This window comes from Micromonospora fulviviridis, assembly GCF_014648395.1.
GTDB classification, from domain to species: Bacteria; Actinomycetota; Actinomycetes; order Mycobacteriales; family Micromonosporaceae; genus Micromonospora; species Micromonospora fulviviridis.
In genome coordinates this window covers 398,969-418,496 of sequence record NZ_BMRA01000001.1, presented here as the reverse complement: position 1 = coordinate 418,496, position 19,528 = coordinate 398,969, and the positions used below count along the sequence as shown (strand labels likewise).

At 73.6% G+C, this 19,528-nt stretch carries 19 protein-coding genes; 9 read left to right on the top strand and 10 right to left on the bottom strand.

The annotated features are described in order from the left end of the window. Positions 1 to 123: 123 nt before the first annotated feature. Together IEY96_RS02000 and IEY96_RS01995 are read right to left on the bottom strand one after the other, a co-directional pair. A complete protein-coding gene (locus IEY96_RS02000; RefSeq protein ID WP_189193072.1) occupies positions 124 to 744 on the bottom strand; it encodes a DUF1003 domain-containing protein in 621 nt (206 codons plus the stop codon). Beyond that, positions 737 to 2,023: a magnesium transporter MgtE N-terminal domain-containing protein gene (locus tag IEY96_RS01995; protein ID WP_189193071.1), complete on the bottom strand. Its 1,287-nt coding sequence runs from the start codon at positions 2,021 to 2,023 to the stop codon at positions 737 to 739. The genes IEY96_RS02000 and IEY96_RS01995 overlap by 8 nt, the downstream gene beginning before the upstream one ends. Before the next feature lie 33 nt (positions 2,024 to 2,056). Here IEY96_RS01995 and IEY96_RS01990 point away from each other — a divergent pair, with 33 nt between their 5' ends. Both IEY96_RS01990 and IEY96_RS01985 read left to right on the top strand, forming a co-directional pair. Next, positions 2,057 to 2,926 (top strand): PhzF family phenazine biosynthesis protein, encoded by an 870-nt coding sequence (locus tag IEY96_RS01990; protein ID WP_189193070.1) that lies wholly within the window; start codon positions 2,057 to 2,059, stop codon positions 2,924 to 2,926. Between the two features lie 8 nt (positions 2,927 to 2,934). After that, the gene (locus IEY96_RS01985) at positions 2,935 to 3,468 is read left to right on the top strand and encodes a hypothetical protein (RefSeq protein ID WP_189193069.1); all 534 of its coding nucleotides are present in this window, start codon (positions 2,935 to 2,937) and stop codon (positions 3,466 to 3,468) included. Positions 3,469 to 3,495: 27 nt separating this feature from the next. On the opposite strand, the gene IEY96_RS01980 is transcribed toward IEY96_RS01985, so the two are convergent. Then, the gene (locus IEY96_RS01980; protein ID WP_189193068.1) at positions 3,496 to 4,191 is read right to left on the bottom strand and encodes an HAD family hydrolase; all 696 of its coding nucleotides are present in this window, start codon (positions 4,189 to 4,191) and stop codon (positions 3,496 to 3,498) included. Positions 4,192 to 4,280: 89 nt separating this feature from the next. On the opposite strand from IEY96_RS01980, the gene IEY96_RS01975 reads away from it, so the two are divergent. Together IEY96_RS01975 and IEY96_RS01970 are read left to right on the top strand one after the other, a co-directional pair. Beyond that, positions 4,281 to 5,246 carry a DMT family transporter gene (locus IEY96_RS01975; protein WP_373293496.1) on the top strand — a complete coding sequence of 322 codons (966 nt, stop codon included), beginning with the start codon at positions 4,281 to 4,283 and terminating at the stop codon, positions 5,244 to 5,246. Positions 5,247 to 5,301: 55 nt separating this feature from the next. Next, positions 5,302 to 7,452, top strand: coding sequence for an APC family permease (locus IEY96_RS01970; RefSeq protein WP_229791339.1), 2,151 nt, complete (start codon positions 5,302 to 5,304; stop codon positions 7,450 to 7,452). Positions 7,453 to 7,455: 3 nt separating this feature from the next. Here IEY96_RS01970 and IEY96_RS01965 read toward each other — a convergent pair whose 3' ends face one another. Continuing rightward, positions 7,456 to 8,172: a GNAT family N-acetyltransferase gene (locus IEY96_RS01965; protein WP_189193066.1), complete on the bottom strand. Its 717-nt coding sequence runs from the start codon at positions 8,170 to 8,172 to the stop codon at positions 7,456 to 7,458. 49 nt (positions 8,173 to 8,221) lie between these two features. After that, a complete protein-coding gene (locus IEY96_RS01960) occupies positions 8,222 to 9,046 on the bottom strand; it encodes an SDR family NAD(P)-dependent oxidoreductase (protein ID WP_189193065.1) in 825 nt (274 codons plus the stop codon). A gap of 126 nt (positions 9,047 to 9,172) precedes the next feature. Here IEY96_RS01960 and IEY96_RS01955 point away from each other — a divergent pair, with 126 nt between their 5' ends. After that, complete coding sequence (locus IEY96_RS01955; protein ID WP_189193064.1) at positions 9,173 to 10,129, top strand: HpcH/HpaI aldolase/citrate lyase family protein; 957 nt, start codon at positions 9,173 to 9,175, stop codon at positions 10,127 to 10,129. 56 nt (positions 10,130 to 10,185) lie between these two features. On the opposite strand, the gene IEY96_RS01950 is transcribed toward IEY96_RS01955, so the two are convergent. Then, positions 10,186 to 10,752, bottom strand: a complete 567-nt coding sequence (locus IEY96_RS01950; protein WP_189193063.1) for a DUF4190 domain-containing protein — start codon at positions 10,750 to 10,752, stop codon at positions 10,186 to 10,188. Positions 10,753 to 10,866: 114 nt separating this feature from the next. Between IEY96_RS01950 and IEY96_RS01945 the strand changes: the two genes are divergently transcribed. Then, the gene (locus IEY96_RS01945; protein ID WP_189193062.1) at positions 10,867 to 11,757 is read left to right on the top strand and encodes an SDR family NAD(P)-dependent oxidoreductase; all 891 of its coding nucleotides are present in this window, start codon (positions 10,867 to 10,869) and stop codon (positions 11,755 to 11,757) included. 3 nt (positions 11,758 to 11,760) lie between these two features. On the opposite strand, the gene IEY96_RS01940 is transcribed toward IEY96_RS01945, so the two are convergent. Then, positions 11,761 to 12,189, bottom strand: coding sequence for a DUF4190 domain-containing protein (locus IEY96_RS01940; RefSeq protein WP_189193061.1), 429 nt, complete (start codon positions 12,187 to 12,189; stop codon positions 11,761 to 11,763). Between the two features lie 182 nt (positions 12,190 to 12,371). Between IEY96_RS01940 and IEY96_RS01935 the strand changes: the two genes are divergently transcribed. Further along, on the top strand, positions 12,372 to 13,568 hold the full coding sequence (locus IEY96_RS01935; RefSeq protein WP_189193060.1) for an acyl-CoA dehydrogenase family protein: 1,197 nt from the start codon (positions 12,372 to 12,374) through the stop codon (positions 13,566 to 13,568). 70 nt (positions 13,569 to 13,638) lie between these two features. Here IEY96_RS01935 and IEY96_RS01930 read toward each other — a convergent pair whose 3' ends face one another. After that, a complete protein-coding gene (locus IEY96_RS01930) occupies positions 13,639 to 14,289 on the bottom strand; it encodes a hypothetical protein (protein WP_189193059.1) in 651 nt (216 codons plus the stop codon). Between the two features lie 90 nt (positions 14,290 to 14,379). Between IEY96_RS01930 and IEY96_RS01925 the strand changes: the two genes are divergently transcribed. After that, on the top strand, positions 14,380 to 14,979 hold the full coding sequence (locus IEY96_RS01925) for a TetR/AcrR family transcriptional regulator (protein ID WP_189193058.1): 600 nt from the start codon (positions 14,380 to 14,382) through the stop codon (positions 14,977 to 14,979). A 74-nt stretch (positions 14,980 to 15,053) separates the two neighbouring features. Next, positions 15,054 to 16,940 carry a hypothetical protein gene (locus IEY96_RS01920; protein WP_189193057.1) on the top strand — a complete coding sequence of 629 codons (1,887 nt, stop codon included), beginning with the start codon at positions 15,054 to 15,056 and terminating at the stop codon, positions 16,938 to 16,940. A gap of 7 nt (positions 16,941 to 16,947) precedes the next feature. Here the strand turns inward: IEY96_RS01920 and IEY96_RS01915 are convergent, their stop codons facing one another. Beyond that, positions 16,948 to 17,355, bottom strand: coding sequence for a CoA-binding protein (locus IEY96_RS01915; protein WP_189193056.1), 408 nt, complete (start codon positions 17,353 to 17,355; stop codon positions 16,948 to 16,950). A gap of 44 nt (positions 17,356 to 17,399) precedes the next feature. After that, on the bottom strand, positions 17,400 to 19,442 hold the full coding sequence (locus tag IEY96_RS01910) for an intein-containing Rv2578c family radical SAM protein (RefSeq protein ID WP_189193579.1): 2,043 nt from the start codon (positions 19,440 to 19,442) through the stop codon (positions 17,400 to 17,402). Positions 19,443 to 19,528 lie beyond the last annotated feature (86 nt).

Here is a 19,528-nt window from a genome sequence, read left to right as displayed (position 1 = left end):
GGTGTGAGCGAATCGATGGCCGCCCGAGGGGTGGACGGGCATGCCGCGAAGTGGGACGATCGGGCCGAACGCCGCTCGCCTGGCCCCTTGAGGCGCGCGGCGTTCAATACGCTCCGGGCCGGTTCAGCTCTCGAAGCGGCCGTCGTGCGCGAAGTCGCCGTCGAGGTCGTCGCGGGGCTCGTCGAGCGGCTCCCCGCCGGGCTGCCGCCGGGCCTCCCGCCGGACCTCCCGCTCCTGCTGCCGGCGCTCCAGCTTCCGCCGCCGCTCGGCTGCCTCGTCCAGCTCCTCGGCCAGCCGGGCCAGCTCGGAGCGGAGGAAGTCCCGGGTCGCCACCTCACCCATCGCGATGCGCAGGGCGGCGATCTCCCGGGCCAGGTACTCCGTGTCGGCCTTCTGCATGGTGGCCCGCCGCCGGTCCTCCTCCAGCGCGATCCGGTCCCGGTCGGCCTGCCGGTTCTGCGCGAGCAGGATCAGCGGGGCCGCGTACGAGGCCTGGAGGGAGAGCACCAGGGTCAGGAAGGTGAACGTGTACGGGTCGAAGCGCAGGTCCGCCGGGGCCAGGGTGTTCCACGCGAACCAGGCGGCGATCACCAGCGTCATGTAGACGATGAAGTTCGCCGTGCCCATGCCCCGGGCGATCCCCTCCGACCAGCGGCCGAAGGTCTCCGCGTCGATCCGGGGCAGCCGGAGTCCCCGGGGCGCCCGGGGCTGGTCCAGCCGCTCGGACCGTCGCTGGTCAGCCATTGCCGCCGTCCAGGTGCCCCTCGTCGGTGGCGGGCGCGGTCGGCATGGCGTCCCGGTCCCGCCAGTCCCGCGGCAGCGAGTGGTCCAGCACGTCGTCCACGGTCACCGCGCCGACCAGCCGCATGCTCCGGTCCACCACCGGCATGGCGACCAGGTCGTACGTGGCCATCCGGCGGGTTATCTCGGGCAGCGGGGTGGTCGGCCGCAGCGGGTCTATGTCGTTGACGACGACCCCGCCGAGCAGGTCGGCCGGCGGCTCGCGGAGCAGCGCCTGGAAGTGCACCATGCCCAGGTAGCGCCCGGTGGGCGTGGTGAGCGGGGCGCGGGTCACGAAGACCTGCGCGGCCACGGCGGGGGAGAGCTGCGGCTCGCGGATCCGGGCCAGCGCCTCGGCCACCGTGGCGTCCGGCGGCAGGATCACCGGCTCGGAGGTCATCACGCTGCCGGCGGTGCCGGAGGCGTAGCGCAGCAACTGGCGGACCGGGGTGGCCTCGTCCGGCTCCATCAGGTCGAGCAGCACGTCCTGCTCCGGCGGGGGCAGCTCGTTGAGCAGGTCGGCGGCGTCGTCCGGGTCCATCTCCTCCAGCACGTCCGCGGCGCGTTCCCGGTCCAGCGCGGCCAGGATCTCCACCTGGTCGTGCTCGGGCAGTTCGCCGAGCACGTCGGCGAGGCGCTCGTCGTCCAGCGCGGCGGCGACCTCGTTGCGCCGGGCGTCGGGCAGGTCCTGGAGGGCGTTGGCCAGGTCGGCCGGGCGCATGTCCTCCAGCACGGCGAGGAGGTTGGCCGTACCCCGGTTCTCGCCGAGGGTGCCGAGGCCGCGCACCCGGTCCCACTCCACCTGGTGCAGGTGACCGCGGCGGGCGAGCCGGCTGGTCTGCTCGCGGACGGCGACCCGGGTGAGCGCCCACTCGCCTCCGCGGCTGCACTCCATGGCCACGTCGACCACCGAGCCGGCCTGCCCGGTGTCCAGCTGGACCCGCCGGTCCAGCAGCTCCTGGAGCACCAGCAGCTCGTTCGGGCGCTTCTCGAACCGGCGCAGGTTGAGGGTGCCGCTGCCGAGCACCACGGCGTCGGCGTCGATGGAGGTGATTCTGTTGATGGACAGGAAGATGCGCCGCCGCATCGGCATCTCGGCGACCAGCCCCACCACCTCGGGTGGGCGCTGGGTCGGCCGCATCCGGGCCACGGCGTCGCGGATCCGACCCACCTGGTCGCCGTTCGGGTCGAAGACGGCGACTCCGGCGAGTCGAGCGATGTAGACCCGGTTCGGCGTGCTCACGGGCACCAGCCTAAGGGCCTAGTGTTTATCAACATGTCGACCTTGGCGTACGAGATCGTGGACGTCTTCACCGACCGCCCGTTCGCCGGCAACCCGCTGGCCGTGGTGTTCGGCGCGGAAGGGCTCGCCACCGAGCAGATGCAGACGCTCGCGGTGGAGTTCAACCTGTCGGAAACGGTGTTCGTGCTGCCGCCCACGCAGGTCGGAGCGACGTACCGGGCGCGGATCTTCACACCGGCCGAGGAACTGCCGTTCGCCGGTCACCCCAGCGTGGGCGCCGCGGTGACCGCGAGCCGGCGCGGCATGTTCGATGTGGGCAGGGTCACCCAGGAGTGCGGCGCCGGGGTGCTGCCCATCGAGGTCACCCCCACCGGCGCGACGCTCACCGGGGGCACCCCGACCCTCGGGCCCGAACTCGACCCGGAGCCGCTGCTGGAGATGGCCGGCCTCACCGCCGCCGACCACGCCGGCCCGGCACCCCGGGTCGCCGGCTGCGGCCTGGAGTTCCCCTACCTTCCGGTACGCCCGGACGCGGTGGCCCGCGCCAGGGTGAACACGGCGGCTGCGGAGCGGTACGGCGTGGAGCACGTCAGCGTCTTCTCCTGGGACGCCGACTCGCAAACCGCGCACGCCCGCGTCTTCGTGCCGGGCCTCGGCGTGCCGGAGGACCCGGCGACCGGCTCGGCCGCCCTGGGCCTGGGCGTCTGGCTGGTGGCCAGCGGGCTGCTGCCCGGCGAGGGCCGCTCCGAGTACGCGGTCCGCCAGGGCATCGAGATCAACCGGCCGTCCGCGCTGGCCTGCACGGTGACCGCAGCCGGCGGGGTGGCGGTGGGCGCCACGGTCGCCGGTCACGTGATGCCGGTGGCCCGGGGCGAGATCGCCGTCCCGCCCTTCGTGGGCTGAGCGCCGGGATGCGGGAGGATGTCGGAGTGAGCGACGAGGTGGACGAGCGGCCGACCCCGCCCCTGGTGGACGAGGCCGTGAAGAAGGCCGCGGTCGCCTGGGTGTCGGTGGCCGGCGGGCCGGCGTACGCGTTGTGGTGCCTGCCGCTCGACGGCGCGCTGCTGGTGGTGACCGGCCCGGGCGAGCAGTCGGCCCCCGGGCTGGCCGACGCGGACGCCGCCGAGGTGACCCTGCGCGGCGACCACGGCGGCCGGATCGTCACCTGGCCGGCCCGGGTCACCCGGCTGCGGCCGGGCACCGAGGAGTGGGAGACCGCGGCGCCGCTGGTCGCCGCGAAGCGGCTGAACGCCTCCGGCCCCTCCGCCGACCTGGTGGCCCGCTGGGCGGCCGAGGGGTGTGCCCTGAACCGGCTGAGCCCGGCGGGCACCGCGACGACCGGCGGCGACCTGCCGGCCGGGTCGCTGGCCGAGCAGCCCCGGGAGGCGCCGGTGGTCCGGGCCACCCGCAAGCCGTTCCGGCTGCACAAGGTCCGCCGCCGCTGAACCGCCGGGCCCGGCTCCGCCGGCCGCTCAGCCGACGCCGACCGGGTCGAGCAGGTCGAGCACCTCGGTGAGCGAGGTGAGCGCCGGTCCGTCCCAGCCGTGGTCGGCGTTGAAGACCATGTGGCCGGTCAGGTCGGGGGCGGCCAGCCGGACCGCGGTCATGCCGGCCCGCTCGGCGCCGGTGAGTTCCTGGCTGCCGCCGTCGCCCACGTAGAGACAGTCGGCCGGCGTGAGGTCGAGCCGGTGGCAGGCGGCCAGGTAGAGCGCCGAGTCGGGCTTGCACCGCCCGACCTGTACCGAGAAGACCCGCACGTCGAGCAGCGGCGCGACCGCCAGCTGGGGCAGGAACGCCGGCAGCTCGTGCGTGCAGTCGCTGATCAGGCCGGTGCGGACACCCTGCCGGCGCAGCGCGGCCAGCACCGGCACCGCCTCGGCGCGCAGCCGGGTGTCGGCGCGTACCGCCCGGTGCCGGGAGGCGACGGCGGCGCGTAGCGCCTCGTCGGAGGGGTGCACGCCGGCTTGGCCGCAGACCCAGCGCAGGGTCGCCTCGGCGTTGCCGAACCGCCCGCTGGCGCGCTGGTAGTAGCTGCGGTCGAGCACCTCGATCAGGGTGTCGGCCGAGCAGCCGAGCAGCTCGGCGATGGTCCGGTGGGCGGACCCGCGCTGGACGCAGCGGGTCAGCGTGCCGAAGAAGTCGAACAGCACCGCCTGGTACGTGGGCATGAGCCTCCGGACGTCGAGGGGGGATCGCCGGGACGCGCATGATCGTAACGGAGTGCTGACGTTCCGTGGTGCCGGGCGGCGTGTGAGTATTGCTCTCCGTGTCCCACCCTCCGCACCGCCCGCCGCTCGACGCGCTGACCGTCGGCGCGCTCGCGCTGGCCGTCGCCGCCGTCTCGTCCTCGGCGCCGCTGGTCGCGTTCGCCGCCGCGCCGGCCCTGGCCATCGCCTTCTGGCGCAACGTGCTCTCGCTGGCCGTGCTCGGGCCGGTCTCGCTGACCCGGCGGCGCGCCGAGTTCCGGGCGCTGACCGTCGGCGCGGGCCGTCGGGAGGGGCTGTACTGCGTACTCTCCGGGGTGGCGCTGGCCGCCCACTTCGCCACCTGGATGCCGAGCGCGCAGCTCACCTCGGTGGCCGCGGCCACCGCGCTGGGCGCCACCCAGCCGGTCTGGCAGGGGCTGATCGCCCGCTGGCAGGGGCGGCGGCTGCCCGCGGTGGTCTGGGCCGGCATCGCGGTCGCGGTGCTCGGTGCGGCGCTGGCCACCGGCGCCGACTTCAGCGTCTCCGGCCGGGCCTTCACCGGTGACCTCCTGGCGGTCGCGGGCGGCATGTTCGCCGCGGTCTACACCGCCTTCGGCGAGCGCGCCCGGGCCAGCATCAGCACCACCACCTACACCACCATCTGCTACGGCGTCTGCGCGGCGATCCTGCTGGTGGTCTGCCTGGCCGGCGGCGTACGCCTGCACGGTTACGACGGCGCCACCTGGCTGGCGATCCTCGGCCTGGTGGCCGGCGCCCAACTGCTCGGCCACTCGATGTTCAACTACGCCCTGCACCGGGTCTCGGCCACCACGGTCAGCGTCCTGATCCTGCTGGAGGCGCCCGGCGCGGCGCTGATCGGCTGGGCCTGGCTGGGCCAGCTGCCCCGCACGCTGGCCCTGCCCGGGCTGGGCCTGCTGCTGGCCGGCGTCGCCGTCGTCATCCTCGGCGGGGCCCGGGCCGGCCGCCGCACCGCGCCGGTCGCCGTGCCCGCCGACCCCGCCCCGCTGGCCGACTGACCCGCTTTTGCGGAAAGCGCCCCCCGCCCGGCCCGATTCCATGAAAGTGCGGAGGGTGGGGGCGGCAGGGGAACACGACGACGCGGCCGAGCGGGGGACGATCGTCACCCCGTCGGCCGAGTTCCCGCCGCTCGGCCCCGAGGAACGGGCGGCCCTGGGCCGGATCGGCGAGCGCTGGCGGGAGCCGCGCGGCCCGGACGAGCTGCCCGTCGACCCCACCCTCGGGCGTAGCGGGCGGCCGCCGCGGCCGACCCGGTTCGGTCGGCTCGTGCCGATCGAGATGTTCACCGTCGAGGAGCCGGACGAGCTGGTCGCCACCGAGCCGGCCCACCTGCCCGGCACGCGGGCCGGACGGCTGCTCACCCGGGCCCGCCGGACGCTGTTCGGGCCGCCGCTCTCCAGCGCCTCGGTGCTCTACGAGCGGATGCGCAAGCTGGTCGCCCTGCCCGTGCTCTCCTCCGACCTGCTCAGCTCGGTGGCGTACGGGCCGGAGGCGATGCTGGGCGTGCTGGTGCTGGCCGGCAGCGCCGCGCTCGGGCTCTCCCTGCCGCTGGCCACTCTGCTGGTGGTGCTGATGGTCGCGGTCGGGCTGTCCTACCGGCAGACGATCCCGGCGTACCCGCACGGGGCCGGTTCGTACATCGTGGCCGGCGACAACCTGGGACGTATCCCGGGACTGGCGGCGGCGGCCGGGCTGATGCTCGACTACGTGCTGACCGTGTCGGTGTCGGTGGCGGCCGGGGTGCACGCGGTCACCTCGGCGCTGCCCGGGCTGGCCCCGGTCACCGTGCCGCTCGGGTTGCTGGTGATCGCCGTGCTGCTCGCCGGCAACCTGCGCGGCGTGCGCACCGCCGGGAACCTCTTCGTGCTCCCCACATACGCCTTCGTGGTCGCGGTCCTCGTGCTGCTGGTGGTCGGATACGCACGGGCGGCGGGCCGGGGCTTCGCGCCGGTGCCCCCGCCGCCGGTGCCGGCCGCCGAAGGGCTGGGCCTGCTGCTGGTGCTACGCGCGTTCTCCTCCGGCGCGGTGTCGATGACCGGCATCGAGGCGGTGTCGAACGCGGTCCCCGCGTTCCGGCCCACCGAGTGGCGCAACGCCCGCACCACGCTGGGCTGGATGGTCGCCATGCTGGTCGCGCTCTTCGCCGGCCTGGTCGGGCTGATCCACCTGGACGGCCTGGTCCCGCGGCCGGGCGAGACGTTGCTCTCCCAGCTCGGCCGGGTGACCTTCCCGACCGGCCCCTGGTACGCGTTCCTCCAGGCCACCACCGCGCTGATCCTGCTGCTCGCGGCGAACACCGCGTTCAACGACTTCCCCCGGCTGCTCTTCTTCATGGCCCGGGACGGCCACGCCCCCCGCCGGTTCCTGCACATGGGTGACCGGTTGGCGTTCAGCAACGGCCTGGTCGCGCTGTCGCTCGCCGCAGGGCTCATCTTCGTTGCCTTCCGGGGCAACACCGCGTCGCTGATCCCGCTCTACGCCGTCGGTGTCTTCCTCGCCTTCACGCTGTCGCAGACCGGCATGGTCGTGCACTGGTGGCGCCGCCGCGGGCCGGGCTGGCATCGCCGACTGGCGCTCAACGCCATCGGTGCCACCCTCTCCGCGCTGGTGCTGCTCACCGCCGCCGTGGCCAAGTTCAGCGAGGGCGCCTGGGTGGTGGTGGTCGCCGTGCCGCTGCTGGTGCTGCTGTTCCGGCGGATCCACCGCCACTACGCCACGCTGCACCACGCCCTGGCGCTGCACCCGCCCGCGCCGCCCGGCCCCGCCGGGTCCGCCGAGGGCGAGGAACTGCCCCAGGAGGTACGCCACCTGGTCGTCGTGCCGGTGGCCCGGCTGAACCGGGCGTCGCTGCGGGCCCTGGCGTACGCGGCGTCGCTGGGCCAGCCCACGCTGGCCGTGCACATCGCTCCCGAGGAGGCCGAGGCGGACCGGTTCCGGGAGCAGTGGCAGGCCTGGGGCGACCACCTGCGGCTGGAGACGATCGTGTCGCCGTACCGGGCGGTGATCGGGCCGCTGGCGCACTACCTGGAGGCGCTGCACACGACCCGGCCGGAGCTGACCCTCACCGTGATCGTGCCCGAGGTGGTGCTCCGCCGCCGCTGGCACCGCCCGCTGCACAGCCGCGTCGAGCAGCGGCTCCGCGCCGCCCTGCGGGCCCTGCCCGGCGTGGTGGTCACCAGCGTCCCGGTCCACCTCGCCGAGTGAGCGTCAGACGTCGTGGACGTCGAGGACCTGGGTGGTGGGGGCGGCGTCGCCGAGCGCGGCCCGCAGCGCCACCCGCTCCGGGTCGGCCAGGAACGCGTCGTAGCCGGCCCGCGCGGCGAACCGGATCACGTGCACCTCGGTCTGTCCGTCCCCGGTACGCAGCCGCCGCTCCAGCCGCCCGCCGTGCCGCCCGAGCAGGGCGAGCACCGCGTCCTCGTACCGCCGGCCGGCCTCGGGGTCGGCGCTCAGGTCGACCAGGGCGACCACCCGGAGCACCCCGGCCGGGTCCTCGACGAGCGGCTTCCAGAAGTGGTGGTCGACGTGGCCGCCCGGGATGCCGTCCCGGATGCCGGTGTCGGTGTAGCCGTGCCGGCGGTAGAAGTCCGGCGCCTGGAAGGAGAACGAGGCCACCGAGATCTCGGTGCAGCCGCGCCGCCGGGCCTCCTCCTCCGCGGCCCGCAGCAGCCGGCCGCCCCAGCCCTCGCGGCGGCGGTCCGCCCGCACCCAGACGGTGTTGATCCCGGCCCGGCCGCCCCAGGTCCACCCGGTCAGCCCCGCCACCAGCTCGCCGTCCGGGTCGACGACGCGCACGGTCAGGTCGGCCTCGTCGGTGGCGCCGGTGGCGGCGTTGTTGAAGGCCGTCAGCTCCCGGTCGATCCGGGCGGCCAGCCCGTCGTCGGCGCCGCCGACGTGCAGGGTCGCTCCCTCGTGCTCGGTCATGCGGCGGAGTATGGCAGCGGTCGGCCCGGCGGGCGGACCCGGCGAGGGCTCAGGCGTCGATCCCGACGGCCTTGGCGCTGGCGGTCCAGAGCCGGGCGGCGAGGGCCGGGTCGGCCGCCTTGGGCAGCGGCCGGCGGAGCCGACGGTCGGCGTAGTAGCCGCCGTCGACCAGCCGGGCCGGGTCCTGGTTGGCCAGCCAGACCAGGGTCTCCGCGCCCCGCTCGGGGCTGCGGAACGGCAGCAGGCGCATGCCGAGGGCGACCAGCCGGCTCTCGTTGCCGAACCGGGTTCGCACCACGCCGGGGTGGAACGAGTACGCCGGCACCTCCGGCCAGCGCCGGGCCGCCTCGGCGGTGAACAGGATGTTCGCCTGCTTGCTGGTGCCGTACGCGCGCATCGGCCGGTAGCGGCGCAGCGCGGCGTTGAGGTCGTCCGGGTCGAGCACGCCGCTGCGGTGCGCGCCCGAGGCGGTCACCACCATCCGGCCGATCCGGTCCCGCAGCAGGTTGCTGAGCAGGAACGGGGCGAGGTGGTTGGCCTGCATGGTCAGCTCGAAGCCGTCGACCGTGGTGACCGGGTGGAGCACGATCGCGCCGGCGTTGTTGGCCAGCACGTCGATCCGGTCGTACGCGGCGCGCAGCCGCTCGGCGAGCCCGCGTACGTCGTCCAGCACGGCGAAGTCCGCGCGGAACAGCTCGGGTTGCTCGCCGCAGCACTCGCGGACCCGTTCCCCGGCGGCCCGCAGCCGCGCGGGATCCCGGCCGACCAGTACCACCCGGTCGCCGCGGCCCGCCAGGTCGACCGCGGCGGCCAGTCCGATGCCCGAGCTGGCGCCGGTCACCACCACGGTCCGTCGCTCAGTGAGATCTTCCACAGGTCCATTCACCCCGGTCACGGCACGAGGTTACCGTGGCGTCACAACGCCCTTTGGGATCGTTAAGTTCTGGTCTTTCACCTGGTGGCGTCGGCGTGCCCGCCGGACGCTGGAAGGAGCGCATCCATGGCCGCAGTCGGTCGCCCCCGCCGGTCCTGCCTCGCGGTACCCGGCTCCAGCGTCAAGATGCTCGGCAAGGCCCAGGGCCTTCCCGCCGACCAGGTCTTCCTCGACCTGGAGGACGCGGTCGCGCCGCTGGCCAAGCCGGACGCCCGGAAGAACATCGTCGCCGCGCTGAACGAGGGCGACTGGGCCGGCAAGACCCGGGTGGTGCGGGTGAACGACCTGACCACGCCGTGGACCTACCGGGACGTCATCGAGGTGGTCGAGGGCGCCGGGGCCAACCTGGACTGCATCATGCTGCCGAAGGTGCAGAACGCCGAGCAGGTGCACTGGCTGGACCTGCTGCTCACCCAGATCGAGAAGACCCTCGGCCTGGAGGTCGGCCGGATCGGCATCGAGGCGCAGATCGAGAACGCGGCCGGCCTGGTCAACGTCGACGCCATCGCGGCCGCCTCGCCCCGGGTCGAGACGATCATCTTCGGCCCGGCCGACTTCATGGCCTCGATCAACATGAAGTCGCTGGTGGTCGGCGCGCTGATCCCGGACTACCCGGGGGACCCCTACCACTACATCCTCATGCGGATCCTGATGGCCGCCCGGATGCACGACAAGCAGGCCATCGACGGCCCGTTCCTGCAGATCCGGGACGTCGACGCGTTCCGCGAGGTGGCCAAGCGCTCGGCGGCGCTCGGCTTCGACGGCAAGTGGGTGCTGCACCCGGGCCAGATCGACGCGGCCAACGAGGTCTACTCCCCGGCCCAGGACGACTACGACCACGCCGAACTGATCCTCGACGCGTACGACTGGTACACCTCGGAGGCGGGCGGCAAGCTCGGCGCGGTGATGCTCGGCGACGAGATGATCGACGAGGCGTCCCGCAAGATGGCGCTGGTGATCGCGGCCAAGGGCCGGGCCGCCGGGATGACCCGTACCTCCTCGTTCACCCCGCCGTCGGAGTGACCGCGAGCCGCTGACCGCGACGGGCCGCCCCAGTCGACCGGGGCGGCCCGTCCGCGTCAGTAGCCGCTGGAGCTGTCCGAGTTGACCGCGATCACGATCATCACGACGTAGAAGATGATCAGCAGCACCAGCAGGGCGGTGAGGATCCAGCCCACGATGATGGCTGCCTTCGCCATGCCCTCGCCCTGCTCGCCGGTCTCCCGGATCTGCTTGCGGGCGACGTGGCCCATGATCGCGCCGATCGGGGCGGTGATGCAGGAGGTGAAGCCGATCAGCGAGAGCACCAGCGCCACGATGGCCAGGGTGTTCGTCTTGCTGGACGGGGGCGCGTAGCCGGGGTACGCCGGCGGCGGGTAGCCGGCCGCCGCGTACGGGTCGCCGGGCGCCGGGTAGCCGGGCGCGGCGTACGGGTTGCCGGCCGGCGGGTAGCCGGCGGCGGCGTAAGGGTCGCCGGACTTCATGCCGGCGTACGGGTCGGCGGGCGCGTACGGGTCCGCCGAGGTCGGCTGGGTCGGGATGGGGTTGCCGGCCATCGGCAGCGTCGGGTCGGCCGGCGGGCTCGACTGCGGTCCGGCCGCCGCCGACGGGTCGTGCCAACCACCGGGCGGTGGGGGATAGGTCATCAGATCATCTCCATGTACGTGGTGCGGTCAGGGTAGCCATCTGCGGGCAAGTCGCAGGACCCCCTTTCCGGGTGCCGCGTTGCCCGGGACGTCCACAACGGGCAGGATCGCGGCATGGCACTTGACGCGCGCGGCGGTCGGTCGCGACGGGACGTCAGCAGGCCGGGGCTGGTGCGCCGGCCGCGCGGCGGCGGCCCCACCGGCTCCGCCGACCAGGACCAGCCGGCTCCGCTCGAAGAGCCGGCCACCATGCGCCTGGACGGCCGGGTCGCGCTGGTCACCGGCGCGGGCAGTCCGGACGGCATCGGGTACGCGACCGCGCGCCGCCTGGCCGACCTGGGCGCCCGGGTGGCGATCGTCTCGACCACCCGGCGGATCCACGACCGGGCCGGCGAGCTGGGGGTCACCGGCTTCGTCGCCGACCTCACCGACGAGTCCGAGGTGGGCGCGCTCGCCGACGCGGTGGCCGAGCAGCTCGGCGACGTCGAGGTGCTGGTCAACAACGCCGGCCTGGCCAGCCGGGCCAGCCCGGAGGTGCTCCGGCCGGTCGCCCAGCTGACCTACGACGAGTGGCGCGGCGAGATCGACCGGAACCTGACCACCGCGTTCCTGTGCAGCCGCGCGTTCATCGGCGGGATGGCCGAGCGGGGCTGGGGGCGCATCGTCAATCTGGCGGCCACCGCCGGTCCGGTCAACGCGCTGCCCACCGAGGCCGCGTACGCTGCGGCGAAGGCCGGCGTGGTCGGGCTGACCCGCGCCCTGGCCATGGAGATGATCGCCGACGGGGTGACCGTGAACGCGGTGGCGCCGGGCATCATCCACACCGCGGCGTCCACGATGGTCGAGATCAAGCAGGGCCTCGGCACCCCGGTCGGCCGCCCCGGCACGCCCGACGAGGTGGCCGCGGCGATCGCCTTCCTCTGCTCGCCGGCCGCCTCCTACATCACCGGGCAGATGCTGGTGGTCGACGGCGGCAACAGCGTCCGCGAGGCGGAGTTCCGCTGACCGTCAGTAGCTGCCGCCGTTGTCCGAGTTGGCCCAGATGGCCAGACCGATCCAGCCGCAGCAGACCAGCAGGCCGATCGCGGTGAAGACGTAGCTGAGGATCAGCCCCCAGGTGGCGAGCTGGTCGCCCTCCTCGCCGGTCTGCCGGATCTGCCGCTTCGCCAGGTGGCCGCAGACGATGCCGGCCGGGGCGAAGACGAAGGCGAAGACCAGCGACAGGATGGCGAGCACGTTCGGGCCGCCGCGCGGCTGCGGTCCGGGGCCGGGTGGCCCGTACTGGCCGTACGGGGGCTGCGGGGCGTAGGGCGGCTGGGCCGCGCCGGGTGGCTGGTGCCCCCAGTGCGGCTGCTGCGGCTCCCCGTACGGCTGGCCGTAGGCGGGCGGCTCGTACGGCGACGGTGGCTGGTCCGGCTCACCGGGTGGTTGGCTCACGCCCTCCTCGCCCCCTCGCCTCGCAGGTCGACGGCCCTCTCTCTTGCGGACGCTACCCGCAGCGGTGAACCTTTTCACAGCGGTTGTGTGGACTGGTCACCTTGGCTCCGCCGGTCCCGGGGCCGATACTGACCCAGCGTTCAGTTACCCACGAGTAGTGCGCCGATCCCCCGGAGGCTGAGATGGCCCGACTCGCCCAGACGCCCGGCCTGACCGATGTGCAGCGGTCGATCCTGGAAACCGTCCGGGAGTTCGCCGACAAGGAGATCATCCCGCACGCCCAGCGGCTGGAGCACGCCGACGAGTACCCCACCGACATCCTCGACGGGATGCGCGAGATGGGGCTGTTCGGCCTCACCATCGACGAGGAGTACGGCGGTCTCGGCGAGTCCCTGCTGACCTACGCCCTCGTGGTGGAGGAGCTGTCCCGCGGCTGGATGTCGATCTCCGGCATCGTCAACACCCACTTCATCGTGGCGTACCTGATCTCCCAGCACGGCTCCGCGGACCAGAAGGCCCGGCTGCTCCCCCGGATGGCCACCGGTGAGGTGCGCGGCGCGTTCTCGATGTCGGAGCCGGAGTGCGGCTCGGACGTCTCGGCGATCAAGTCGCGGGCGGTCCGCGACGGCGACAACTACGTGCTCAACGGCCAGAAGATGTGGCTGACCAACGGCGCGTACTCCTCGGTGGTCGCCACCCTCGTCAAGACCGAGACCGGGGCCGACTCGGTCTACGGCAACATGAGCACCTTCCTGCTGGAGAAGGAGCCCGGCTTCGGCGAGACCGCCCCCGGCCTGACCATCCCCGGCAAGATCGACAAGATGGGCTACAAGGGCGTCGAGACCACCGAGATGGTGCTCGACGGCGTCACCGTCCCCGCCTCCGCGGTGCTCGGCGGCGAGGAGAAGGTGGGCCGCGGCTTCTACCAGATGATGGACGGCATCGAGGTCGGCCGGGTCAACGTGGCCGCCCGCGCCTGCGGCATCTCCATCCGGGCCTTCGAACTGGCCGTCGCGTACGCCCAGCAGCGCCGCACCTTCGGCCAGCCGCTCGCCAAGCACCAGGCCGTCGCGTTCAAGCTCGCCGAGATGGGCACGAAGATCGAGGCCGCGCACGCCCTCATGGTCAACGCGGCCCGGCTCAAGGACGCCGGCCAGCGCAACGACGTCGAGGCCGGGATGGCGAAGCTGCTGGCCTCCGAGTACTGCGCCGAGGTCGTCCAGGAGGCGTTCCGCATCCACGGCGGCTACGGCTACTCGAAGGAGTACGAGATCGAGCGGCTGATGCGCGAGGCCCCGTTCCTGCTCATCGGCGAAGGCACCTCGGAGATCCAGAAGACCATCATCTCCCGCGGTCTCCTCAAGGAGTACAAGCTCTGACCGGCACCGTCCCCGGTTGATCAAGAAGTTTGCGTCCGATCCGGCCGTGCCGCTGACGCAAACTTCTTGATCAACGGGACTGGGTGGGGTTCAGGGCCGGTAGGTGTTGGCGGGCCTGGTTCACCAGCGACTTTGGGTCGTCGGCGTAGAGGCGGATCTCGCGTACGGGCGCGCTCGGGCCCTTGGGTAGGGGTACCGACAGCGGCTCCCGCAGCACCACGTCCACCGCGGTCTGGCTGCCCACGCCGAGGTTCAGCACCGCCGGGTCCTCCGGGTCGTACTGCACGGCGCGGCTGGACGGCAGCGACCGGTAGCGCGCCTCCACCCGGGCGACGGCGGTCCACGGGATTCGAACGTCGAGCGAGACGCCGTTGCGCAGCCGCAGGCCGGTGTCGTCGACGACGTGCGGGTGGATCCGCAGGCTGGCGAGCAGCCCGACCATCCACAGCACGCCCCAGACGCCGAGCCCGATGGCGACGTGCCGCACCGTGGGCCAGCCGACGGTGTGCCGGAGGATCAGGTCGAGGACCGGGATCTCGATCGCCGACAGCGCGATGAAGACGCCGAGGATCGGCTGCACCACGCCGACGTAGCCGAACGTCTCGGCGCCCGGCGCCAGCGGGTACGGCCGGCGCAGGGCCCACCGGGCCAGGCTGCGCCACATGCCCCACTCGTACGCCACCGCGCGGCGCGCCAGCCTGGCTGCGTCGATCTTCCCCATCCCCGCCCACCCTCCGTTTGCATTGCAGTTGCAACGTAAACGCTGGAGCGGGGACGTGTCAATGCAGTCGTATTGTGAAAGCATGGGGGGATGCCGAAGCGGGTCGACCACCGGGAGCGTCGCGCGCTGATCGCGGACGCGCTGATGCGGGTCGCGGCCGAGCAGGGACTGGAGGCGGTCAGCCTCCGGCACGTGGCCGCCGCGGCCGGGGTCAGCTCCGGGATGGTGCAGCACTACTTCCGTACCCGCGACGAGATGATGACCTTCGCGCTCGCCGTGATCCGGGAGCGGAACGAGGCCCGGGTGACCCGGGCGATCGCGGCGCTCGGGGAGACACCGGCACCGCGCGAACTGCTGCGGACCATGCTGGCCGAGCTGCTGCCGCTGGACGAGGAGCGCCGTGCCGACGGCCGGGTGGCGCTGGCGTTCCTGGCCTACACCGTCGTACGCCCGGCCGTCGCCGCCGCGCTGCACGACGAGACGGCCGCCCTGCTGGGCTTCATCGCCGGCCTGATCAGCTCCGGAGCCGGCACGACGGTGGATCCGGAGCGGGCGGCGGTCGGGTTGCTGGCCGTCATGGAAGGGCTCGGCATCTACCTGCTCGGCGGGCACTACCCGCCGGAGACCGCCCTGGCCGCCCTCGACACCCAGCTCGACCTGCTCTTCGGGCCGGCGGAACCCACGAGCTGAGCGCCCGCTCGGCCAGGTCCGACCGGCAGGCGGCGGGACAGCGAGAGGTGGCGGCCGGGCCGTACCGTACGCCCGTGCCGATTCCCCGCCGCCGCGTCGCGCTCACGACGATCGTGCTGGTGCTCGTACCGTGGTCGCTGCTCCGGGTGCTCGGCGGGCTGATCCCGCTGCCCGGTGTCGACCCGGCGCGGGTGGTCAACGGGATGTTCGTCCCGCCGGCCGGCGTCGTCGGCGCCCTCGTGGAGCCGGTCGTGTGGGCCTGGGCGGTGACCGCCGCGATCGCCGCCCTGGCCCCCGTCGACCGCCCGCTGCGGCGGGCTTTCCGGGCCCTTCCCACGGTCGGCGCCGCCCTGCTCGCCGGGGCGGGGACGCTGCTCGTGGCGTTTTTCCTGCTCGGGATGGTGCTGCCCGCCGCCGTGGAACTCGTCTGGGTGGTCGCCGCGCTGCTCGCCCTGCCGGTCGCCGCGCTCCTGGTCCGCTTCGCCATCGTGCTGCCGATCGCGGTCCTGGAGGGCCGGCGCGGCAGGGCGGCGTTCCGGGCGTCCTCCGTGGGCGTACGGGGAAACGTGCTGGGCCTCGGCGTCGCACTCCTGTTCGGCGTCGCGGCACCGGCTCTGCTGTACGGCTGGGCCTTCACCCGCCCCGAGGAGCACGTGACCGACCCTCTCCTGGGTGTCCTGGCCTGGTTGTTGCGGGACGCGACCCTCGTCGCCGTCGTCGCCCTCCAGGCAGCGACCCTCCTGACGGCCCACCGCCATCTGGCTGGACCGTCATTGCTGCCGGCCCCTGCTCCCGAGGAGTCGGTGTCCGCGGTCGACCGGCTCACCCGGCGGCTCGGCCGACTCACCGTGCCGCTGGGGCTGGCCGCGGTCCTGTTGCCCGCCGGGCTGGTCGGTGGCGTCGTCGCCGCGGACCGACTGCCCGAGGTCACCGTGAACACATCCGGCCACTCACAGTGGATGATCGCGGTCGGCTGGCCGGCGGGGCGAGGTCCGATCCTCGTCGGTCAGACGTGGTTCGACGACTGCCTCGACGACACGTGCCGGACCCGCCGCCGCACCGACCTGTCCGTGACGATGTACGAACCGTACGGGGGAGCGGCCTTCGGCGCGGACGGCTCCGTCTACGCCCTCGGCCAGCACGCGCTGGAACAGTGCGACGCCCAGCGGATCTGCCGGGGGAGCAAGGGTGGGCTGGAGGTGCTGCGCGGGACTCGAGCCGCGGCCATCACCCTGTCCCCGGCCGGAGAGGTCCTGCTCGCCAGCGCCACGGAGGTCCGGCCCGACGCCCCGACCCCCGACGACGCCGGCCCCGTCGAGCTGAAGCTCATCCGCTGCCCGGACGTCTTCTGCGCGACCCCCCGGGTCACCAGCCTCGGCCGGGTGAACGGTTCGCTAGGCGATCGGGACGGCTCCCGGCCCGCCAGGCTGGTGGTTCGGGTCGACGCGAGCGGCAGGCCGGTCGTCGCCCTCCGCTCCGCGTCCACCGGTGCGGTCTCCGTGGGCTGGTGCGCCACCCTCGACTGTGCGCGGCCCGAGGTCGCGTCGATCGAGGGCCCACAGCGCCCGGGCATGCCGACACCCGACGAACTCGCCCTGCTGAACCTCGGCGACGTTCTCGGCTGCCGGGCCGGCCACGGGTGCGACGGCCGCGAGCCCATGGCCACCGTTCACCGGCCCCGGGGTGACGTCTGGGACGTGGTGGCCGAGCCGGCTCACCCGGACGGCCTCTACCTCCGGGTGGGTTCCGGCCCCTGGCCCGACCGCGCCGTACTGCGCGTCTGCGCCGGTCGGGCCTGCCGGGAGCCGAGAGAGATCCCGCTCGTCGAGATACCACCGGTCCGGAGCCGGTGGTTGGACCGGCCCGCGCGAGAACGCTGGCTCATGGCGGTGGACGCCGACGGCCGGATGGTGGCGACCGACCCTTACGGCCAGTACGTCATGGTGGTGGCCCGACCCTGAGTGGAGGTCAGCTCCGGCGGGTCAGGCCCCCGGCGGCCCGCTCGATGATCAGGCAGCGGTCCTCGACGTAGTCGATCCCCGCCTCCTCGGCGATCCGCCGCGCCTCGGCCGAGAAGATCCCGAGCTGCAACCACACCGCCGGCGCGCCGATCGCCACCGCCTGCCGGACCACCTCGACGGCGTCCGAGGCCGGGCGGAACACGTCGACCAGATCGACCGGGTGCGGGATGTCGGCCAGCGACGGGTACGCCCGCTCGCCGAACAGCTCGTCCACCGTCGGGTTCACCGGGATGATCCGCCAGCCGTGCCGCTGCATCTCCAGCGGTACGCGGTGCGCGGCCTTGCCCGGGTCGCGGGACGCGCCCACGACGGCGATCACGGCGGAGTCGGCGAGGATCTGCTGAGCGGAACGCATTCGTCGAGCCTAACCCCGCCGACGGTGGACGGCCGGGCGCCTGGTCAGAGCAGGGAGAGCTGCTCGGCCGCCGGCGGCGGGGTGGGCGTGGTGGGTAGTTGGCGATTCTCGCCGACCTCGCCCCGGTGCAGCCCGTGCCGGCGGGCCGCCATCCGCACCCGCGCGGTCACCTCCCGCTGGTACGCCTGCGGCGCGTACGCCCCGGCCTGGTAGAGCTGCCGGTAGCGGGGGACCAGGTGCGGGAACTCCCGGGCCAGCCAGCGCGCGTACCACTCGCGGGCGCCGGGACGCAGGTGCAGCGGCAGTGGGGTGACGCCGGTGGCCCCGGACACGGCGATGGCGGCAACCGTGGCGTCGATCGACTCGTCGTCGTCGCTGAGCCCCGGCAGGATCGGCGCCATCAGGACTCCGACGGAGAAGCCCGCGTCGGTGAGCTGGCGTACCGCGTCGAGCCGTCGGCGCGGGCTCGGCGTGCCCGGCTCGACCGCCCGCCAGAGCGCCTCGTCCACGAAACCCACCGAGTAGGACAGCCCGACCCGGGTCACCTCGGCGGCCTGGCGCAGCAGCGGCAGGTCACGCAGCAGCAGCGTGCCCTTGGTCAGGATCGAGAACGGGTTGGCGAAGTCGCGCAGCGCCTCGATGATCTGGGGCATGAGCCGGTAGCGCCCCTCGGCCCGCTGGTAGCAGTCCACGTTGGTGCCCATGGCGATGTGCGCGCCGCGCCACTTCGGGGCGGCCAGTTCCCGGCGTACCAGCTCACCGGCGTTGACCTTGACGATCACCTTCCGGTCGAAGTCCGCCCCGGCGTCGAGGTCGAGGTAGGTGTGCGTGTTGCGGGCGAAGCAGTTGTGGCTGACCACCCCGTTGGCGATGAAGTCGCCGGTGCCGGTGGTGATGTCCCACAGCGGCAGCTCCAGCCCGAGATCCTCGATGCCGGCCACACGCAGCCGGGCCCGGCACTTGAGCGCCATGCCCTCGATCGAGCGTCTGCGGGTGACCGCGGGGTCGGTCAGGTGGAAGAAGCGCAGCCGCTCCGGCAGGCCGCCGGTCAGCCGGAGCTGGCGTACCCGGTTGAGGTTGCCCGGGTCGTCGAGCACCCAACGGAAGCCGAACCGGTCCAGGGCGGCGCCCGTCCGGTCCCGGCTCTCGTCGTCGCCGACGCTGATCCGGAAGACGCCCCGCCGGCAACTGCCGGCGGCGTCGAAGGTGCCGGCGAGAAGGCCCAGCCACCAGTCGTCCGTCGGCTCGTCCGCCGGGCGGATCAGTTCGGCGACCGCCTCGGCGTCACCGGGCCGGGCGGTGCGGATCGCGGTCGTCGACCGGCGGCCCGCGCGGACCGGCGGGCCGGGAATCCGCTCCGTGCCGATCCCGGCGTCGGCGAGGAACCGTTCCGCGCGCGCCAGCGCCTCCTCCTCGGCGGTGGCCAGCCGGAAGCGGCTGCCCGGGTGGTCGGCGTCGCGCACCAGGGCGCAGAGGTAGCCCCGTCGGTAGTCGGCGGAGCGCTTCGGCGCGCTCTCGAACCGGCCGGTGCCGAGCAGCCGGTTGCGGGTGGTCAGGTAGGGCCGGCGGCCGTCACCCCGCATGCTGCCGGTCACGTGCTTCCAGCCGCGCTCGGTGAGGAACCGGTGGTCGCCGCTGGCCACCAGGGTGGTGCCGTCCTCCAGGGTGACGCGGTGGGCCCGCTTCACCGTCGACCACTTGTCGAGCACCGTGGTCACCACGTAGTGCCGGTAGGCGCCGCGCCGCTCGGTGCCGTAGATGCGGTCACCGACCTCCAGCTCGCTGATCGGCCTGGTGCGGCCGTCGGCCATCAGGATCGGCGTGTCGCCGGCCAGGCAGTACACACACGCGTGGCTGCATCCCCGGTAGGGGTTGACCGTCCACTCGAACGGGACGCGGGACTGGCCCGGCACCCGGTTGATGATCGACTTTGCCCGCACCTCGTAGAAGGTCATGCCGGCGAAGCCGGGGGTGTCGAAGGTGCGGGCGATGGCGCCGGGGAGCGCCAGCGGCAGGGGTGGAGTCGCTGGCGCTGCCCCGTCGGGAGTCCCCTCATCCGGGGGAGCGGAGAGGTTGTCCCAGCGCATGTGCTTCATTCGAACATGCGTACGAACGAAGCGCAAGTGACCCGCCGAACACCGGCCACCGGAGTGGGGCGGGTGGGGTGCAGGAT

Coding starts and splice junctions, on each gene's coding strand:
- IEY96_RS01950 (WP_189193063.1), bottom strand. CDS start 10,752: ATGACCTATCCCCCACCGCCCGGTGGTTGGCACGACCCGTCGGCGGCG.
- IEY96_RS01925 (WP_189193058.1), top strand. CDS start 14,380: ATGCCGAAGCGGGTCGACCACCGGGAGCGTCGCGCGCTGATCGCGGAC.
- IEY96_RS01910 (WP_189193579.1), bottom strand. CDS start 19,442: ATGCGCTGGGACAACCTCTCCGCTCCCCCGGATGAGGGGACTCCCGAC.
- IEY96_RS01930 (WP_189193059.1), bottom strand. CDS start 14,289: ATGGGGAAGATCGACGCAGCCAGGCTGGCGCGCCGCGCGGTGGCGTAC.
- IEY96_RS01935 (WP_189193060.1), top strand. CDS start 12,372: ATGGCCCGACTCGCCCAGACGCCCGGCCTGACCGATGTGCAGCGGTCG.
- IEY96_RS01965 (WP_189193066.1), bottom strand. CDS start 8,172: ATGACCGAGCACGAGGGAGCGACCCTGCACGTCGGCGGCGCCGACGAC.
- IEY96_RS01985 (WP_189193069.1), top strand. CDS start 2,935: ATGCGGGAGGATGTCGGAGTGAGCGACGAGGTGGACGAGCGGCCGACC.
- IEY96_RS01945 (WP_189193062.1), top strand. CDS start 10,867: ATGGCACTTGACGCGCGCGGCGGTCGGTCGCGACGGGACGTCAGCAGG.
- IEY96_RS01990 (WP_189193070.1), top strand. CDS start 2,057: ATGTCGACCTTGGCGTACGAGATCGTGGACGTCTTCACCGACCGCCCG.
- IEY96_RS01915 (WP_189193056.1), bottom strand. CDS start 17,355: ATGCGTTCCGCTCAGCAGATCCTCGCCGACTCCGCCGTGATCGCCGTC.
- IEY96_RS01980 (WP_189193068.1), bottom strand. CDS start 4,191: ATGCCCACGTACCAGGCGGTGCTGTTCGACTTCTTCGGCACGCTGACC.
- IEY96_RS01955 (WP_189193064.1), top strand. CDS start 9,173: ATGGCCGCAGTCGGTCGCCCCCGCCGGTCCTGCCTCGCGGTACCCGGC.
- IEY96_RS02000 (WP_189193072.1), bottom strand. CDS start 744: ATGGCTGACCAGCGACGGTCCGAGCGGCTGGACCAGCCCCGGGCGCCC.